3 protein-coding genes are annotated in these 3511 nt (G+C 61.7%); all 3 read left to right on the top strand.

The window, feature by feature from the left end:
• The coding region (locus tag JNL55_RS08295) for an SIR2 family protein (RefSeq protein WP_293851870.1) at positions 1–1633 on the top strand (1633 nt) is incomplete at its 5' end.
• Positions 1633–3084, top strand: a complete 1452-nt coding sequence (locus JNL55_RS08300; protein ID WP_415923039.1) for an argonaute/piwi family protein — start codon at positions 1633–1635, stop codon at positions 3082–3084. The genes JNL55_RS08295 and JNL55_RS08300, both read left to right, overlap by 1 nt.
• Positions 3085–3141: 57 nt before the next feature.
• Positions 3142–3511: ATP-dependent nuclease (locus tag JNL55_RS08305; RefSeq protein WP_293851876.1), on the top strand; the 370-nt coding region annotated here is incomplete at its 3' end.

Consider the following 3511-nt stretch of genomic DNA (forward strand, 5'->3'; position numbering starts at 1 on the left):
TGCGCAGCGGTCGATTTTGCCACCGGCGGGCGATCCGACGGAGTACGCGGCTGCTTTTGAAGCCGTGTATGCGACCGAGGTCGATCGGCGGCGCTACATCGATGACAAGATCCGCCTGGGCACGCCCTCGTTCGGTCATCGGGTGCTTGCAGCGCTCATCTCGACGGGGCGCGTTCCTTGCGTGTTCACCACCAACTTTGACCCATTGATTGAGATCTCAACTACGCAAACCGATCAGTTGTTACCGGCCGGTGAGCGGGCGATGCCCACGGTCGCGGCTCTCGATTCCGTGGATCGAGCTGCGCGCTGTCTGCGCGAATCCGACTGGCCGCTCATCGCCAAACTGCATGGCGACTACCAATCCATCAAGCTGAAGAACACCTCTGCCGAACTCCAGCACCAAGACGGTCAAATGAGTGCCGTGCTGAAGGGCGTTTGCCAGCGCTTTGGGCTGGTCGTGGTGGGGTACAGCGGACGAGATGCCTCGGTGATGGAGGCGCTGGAGCAGGCGATTCAGTCGCCGGGTGCCTACCCGGCCGGCCTCTATTGGGTGACGAACGCCGTGAAACACTTGCTGCCGGCGGTCCATGCGTTGCTTGAGCGGGCCGCCGCCGCAGGCGTGCAAGCTGCGATCGTCGAAGCACAAAACTTCGATGAGCTGTCCGCCGATATCGTCAGTCAGTTCTCGCTGCCCGCGCCGTTGCACGAACACGTCTTCGAGCTGCGTCAGCGCAAAGTGTTGCATTCGGTCGTTCCACCGACGGTCGAAGCACGCAAGTTCCCGGTCCTTCGGTGCTCTGCGCTCTTGATGGATTCATTGCCGCGCGTCGCGCGGCGACTGACCTTAACCGCGCCGGCCTCCGCCGAGGCAGTCAGGGCGCTGCTGAAAGAGGCCCACGTGTTCGCGGCCGTGGCCTGCCGAGGCAACGAGGTGGCCGCGTTCGGGGACGACGCGGGCCTGCTGCGCGCACTGGCCTCTCTCGGGGCTCGACTCGATGGCACGATCGATCTGAAGCCAGAAGAAGATAGCTGGGCCTTGGGATTGCTCTACGACGCGCTGATAAAGGCGCTCTGCCGAGGACGACCGCTCACGCCGCGCCTGCGTCGCGCCGGACACGCCGTGCTCATCGCGCGAGGCAAACCGGACGAAGATCGGAAGCGCACCGAGGCGCGTCGGCGGCGCCTCGCGAAACTGCGCTCTGCCTACGGTGTCGAACTGGCTGGCACGGTGCCGGCACTCGACTTTCCCTATGTCGAAGGCGTTCGGCTGCGCATGGAGCACATAGCCGACCGATGGTGGTGCGTGTTTGAGCCCGCCACCTTCGTCGATCTGCCCAGGCGAGAAGAAACATTGCATCCAGACCCAGACGCCGATGAGCTATCGCGGGCCTTTGTGCCTGGCGGCGATCCGGTGGCGGATTGGCGTCGCGAACGATGGGCTCTTAAATATAACGTAGCCTGGACCAAGATCATCGATGCCTGGGCGCAGCTGCTGTCGAACTCCGCGGACGAACAGCTCCAGGCCTTCGGTATTGCACCGGGGGCAGGGCTCGATGCGGTCTTCGGTGTCTCTGGCGTCACGGCGTGGAGTCGACCGGCGCACACGCATGCCTACTTTGAGAGGCAGCGGTGATGACGATGAACTATTCGGCGGCGAAGCTCGCGCCGTTCGCGCTCTTAGACGAGCCGAATCTCACATTCGCGGCCGGCGATGCACGTGCAACCGATGTGCATCCATTGCGAGGTCTCGCTCGGTTCGGTCCCTATACGAGCGCAGCATTCAAGCCCTACACCCCGCGGTTGCGTATCGCCACCATCTCGCCGACGAACGGCTGGATCAAAGTGGGCGATCTGATGCGCACGCTCATCGGGCCGCATGAGCCGGGCGATCGCAAGGAATACGTCCCGCGCTATCCGGGGTTCGAACGGGTTTTCGGTATTCCCCTGGTCGCCGCTTCCCCGGCCTCTCATATCAAGTGGGCGAACGATGTGTCGGCGCTTGGATCCTCCGGTCCTCTGGAGGTGCGTTTATTCGCGGCGATGAGTGATGCCCTGCGCCGACTAGCGCTCGTCCGCGATCAGTTCGATGTGGTCGTGGTGTATCTGCCCGATGCATGGGCACCGGCGCTGCGAACCCAGACGTTTGATGGCCACGATGCCTTGAAGGCATTGGGCGCGCAGCTCGGGATTCCAACGCAAGTGATCAATGATCGAGTGTTTTCGTTCCCCTACAAGGCGTCGCTCGCGTGGCGTCTATCGATCGCGCTGTACGTCAAGGCTGGCGGCATTCCTTGGAAGCTGGCACCGCTTGAGGGCGTGCCTGCCGGTACCGCGTACATCGGATTGGCCTACGCGCTGCGCGGCGACCCGCAAACCGCTCACTACGTCACCTGTTGCTCGCAGGTGTTCGATATGGATGGTGGCGGGATGCAGTTCGTCGCCTTCGAAGCACGTGATCGTGTGCAGGATGTCGAAGAGGCACGGCGCAATCCATTTCTGAGCCGCGATGACATGCGGGCTGTGCTCGCTCGAAGCCTCCATCTGTATCAAGCCCGTAACGGCGGTGAGTTACCGAGACGACTAGTCATTCACAAAACGACCGCGTTCAAACAGGAAGAGCTCGACGGTGCGTTGGACGCACTCGCGGGCGTTGCGGAAGTGGAGTGCGTCGAAATCAACAGTCGCTCGACCTGGCGTGGGGTTTGGCTCATTGAATCCCCCGAGGCGAATTCGCCCAGTAAACCGTCGGGGTACCCAGTTCCGCGAGGAACAGTGTTGATTCGCTCGGGGACCTCCGCGCTCTTGTGGGTATCTGGCAATGCGCCGGAGGTCTCAACCAGCGGCGACTACTATCAAGGAAAGAAAAGTATTCCGCGCCCGTTGGTGTTGACGAGACATGCTGGCGGTGGACCGCTTGAAACAACGGGGCTCGAGGCACTCGCCCTCACAAAAATGGATTGGAACAATGATGCACTGTATGACCCCGTGCCCGTGACCATTCGTTACTCCCAGCGTCTGGCCCGAACTATTGCCAACGTCCCGGATCTGCCGGGGAATTCCTATCCCTATCGCTTGTTCATGTAAGCGACTCGAAATGCGGCCCGATCAATGGCACCGGGCCGCCGAAACACAGGACCATCGATGAAGATTGAGAGCATTACGCTGAAAGGATTTCGATGCTTCGGTCCCGACGGCACCACCGTGGCACTTCAGCAACATCTCACCGCTCTCGTGGGCGGCAATGGTGCGGGCAAGACTGCGCTGTTACAGGCACTCTCACGTTTGTTTGGAGTGACACCTACCCAGCGCCGAATTGTTCCGCTCGATTTTCATTTGCGTCCCGATCAGTCTGAGCTGCCTTCCGGGGCGCAGCTCTCGATCGATGTGCGGTTCTCTTTCCCGGAATTGCAGGCGGTCGAGGCGGCGAACTACGGGGATGCGGTGCCCGAGTTCTATCTTCAGATGGCCGCGTCGGCACCGAATGCCCCGTTACAGGTGCGGATGATGCTCA

This window comes from Steroidobacter sp., from assembly GCF_016790065.1.
Taxonomy (GTDB): domain Bacteria; phylum Pseudomonadota; class Gammaproteobacteria; order Steroidobacterales; family Steroidobacteraceae; genus Steroidobacter.

What these genes read in the sequence shown, in the direction of transcription:
- JNL55_RS08300 (WP_415923039.1), top strand. Translation starts at nt 1,633, where the DNA reads ATGACGATGAACTATTCGGCGGCGAAGCTCGCGCCGTTCGCGCTCTTA.